The organism is Bacillus sp. 05T31, assembly GCF_056396725.1.
The window spans coordinates 1-2,202 of sequence record NZ_JBFTMA010000730.1 but is presented as its reverse complement, the minus strand read 5'-3'; the positions used below and the strand labels follow the sequence as shown (position 1 = coordinate 2,202).

At 33.8% G+C, this 2,202-nt stretch carries 3 protein-coding genes; all 3 read left to right on the top strand.

All coding sequences use genetic code 11. From position 1 onward, the window contains the following. Positions 1 to 851 (top strand): MutS-related protein (locus tag AC1DJR_RS27400; protein WP_477003982.1); only part of this gene is annotated, 851 nt, incomplete at its 5' end. Between the two features lie 6 nt (positions 852 to 857). Continuing rightward, positions 858 to 1,382, top strand: a complete 525-nt coding sequence (locus AC1DJR_RS27395) for a GNAT family N-acetyltransferase (RefSeq protein WP_477003981.1) — start codon at positions 858 to 860, stop codon at positions 1,380 to 1,382. Between the two features lie 160 nt (positions 1,383 to 1,542). Beyond that, a partial coding sequence (locus AC1DJR_RS27390; protein ID WP_477003980.1) for a histidine phosphatase family protein occupies positions 1,543 to 2,202 on the top strand: 660 nt, incomplete at its 3' end.

Below are 2,202 nucleotides of genomic sequence, written 5' to 3'. Positions count from 1 at the left end.
TGTCAGGCCTTCATATCGCTGGAGATAAAGAAACGGAAATTGCTATTTTCGAAAATATATTTGTAGACATTGGTGATAACCAAAGTATCGAAAATGCACTAAGTACATTTTCATCTCATATGAAAAATCTATCTGAAATTATGAGGATGTCAAATAATAATACRTTACTRYTATTTGACGAAATAGGAAGCGGTACAGAACCGAATGAAGGTGCGGCGCTTGCGATATCTATTTTAGAAGAATTTTACCTTGCGGGATGTATTACAATTGCGAGTACGCATTACGGTGAAATWAARCGYTTTTCAGAAATGCAYGRTGATTTTATGAACGCAGCAATGCAATTTAATAGTGAAACACTAGAGCCACTTTATAAATTAGTGATCGGTAAATCAGGTGAAAGTAATGCACTTTGGATTGCGAATAAAATGAATGTGAGAGAACATGTACTGCAAAGAGCGAAAGAGTATATGGSAAATAAAGAATACGCTMTAGAAAAAGTGAATGAAAGTAARATTAGAAAACCRAAAWTSGTGCAAGAAAAAAGAGAAAATGACTATGAATATAAAATCGGYGACCGTGTGAAATTGTTAGATCATAACGATTTCGGGATTGTATATAAAGAAAAAGATAATTTCTATAATGTCGTTGTATATTATAACGGTGAATTCGTTGAAGTGAATGTRAAACGTATTACTTTAGAGGTAGCGGCGAAAGAATTATACCCAGAAGGATATGATTTAAATACACTATTTGTTGATTATAAAGAAAGAAAAATGCAACACGATATTGAGCGTGGATCGAAAAAAGCGCTTCGTAAAATTGAAAAAGAAATAAGAAAGAATAGAGGATAATATAAAATGGTAACGATTAGACAAGAACAAAAAAATGATTRTAGTAARACWGAAGAAGTTGTAAAACAAGCATTTTYAAATGAAGAATTTAGTGATAAAAAGGAACATGAACTTGTAAAACGTATTAGAGAATGTGACGCGTTTATTCCTGAATTATCAATCGTTGCAGTAGATGAGGAAATAGTCGGGCATATTATGTTATCRAAAATTAMGATAGARCAAGRYGSAACTTCTGTAGAATCATTAGCRCTCGCACCAGTTTCAGTTGCTAGGGGCCATCAGAAAAAAGGAATTGGCGGAAAACTTATCGTAGCTGCTTTAGAAAARGCGAAAGAACTWGGATATGRWTCWGTTGTRGTATTAGGRCATYCAGARTACTATCCGAAATTTGATTTTAAGAAAGCAAGTGAGTGGAATATAAAAGCACCATTTGAAGTACCTGATGAAGTGTTTATGGCGATGGAACTTAGAGAGAATGCTCTTCAAGGTGTAGAAGGAGTTGTACAATATTCGAGTGCTTTTGCTGAGTAGGAGAATCGATTAAGAAATGTAATCATAAAAGATGCTATCTTTTTGTAGGGATATACAGAAAGATAGCTTTTTTTATTAAGCAGATCTACTTACGTATATTTTGCTCAATGAATAATTGAGATGGTAAAATCGATATAGAAATGTAAAGGGAGAGAATAGAATGAAGAAGCGAGAAACAGATAGCAATGAGAATGTAGTTACGTTATATGTTACAAGACATGGTAAAACAATATTAAATACGAATCATCGCGCGCAAGGTTGGGCAGACTCTCCGTTAGTAGAAAAAGGTGTGGAAGTTGCCTCTAATTTGGGAACGGGATTAAAAGATATTCATTTTGCGAATGCGTATAGTAGTGATAGCGGTCGAGCGATTGAAACTGCTAATTTAGTACTAAAATATAGTGAGCAATCAAAATTGAAACTTGAGAAAAGAAAAGATTTACGAGAATTAAATTTTGGTATTTTTGAAGGTGAAAAACTTGAAAATATGTGGGATGTGGTTGGAAAAGCTGCGGGCGTTGCATCACCAGAAGAACTTATGAAGTTTTCTATTCAAGAAGTGATTAATCTTATTAGAGCAGCAGATCCTACGAAACAGGCGGAAGATTGGGAATTATTTTCTACTCGTATAAAAACAGAGATTGATAAAATTAGTGAAAAAGCTGCTAAAAATGGAGGTGGCAACGTCTTAGTTGTCGTTCATGGGCTTTTGATTACTGCATTAATTGAAATGCTAGACAGTAGTAAAACAAAACTTGGAGTGGAAAATGCTAGTGTGACGAAGATTGTATATCAAGATGGAACATATACAGTCGAATCG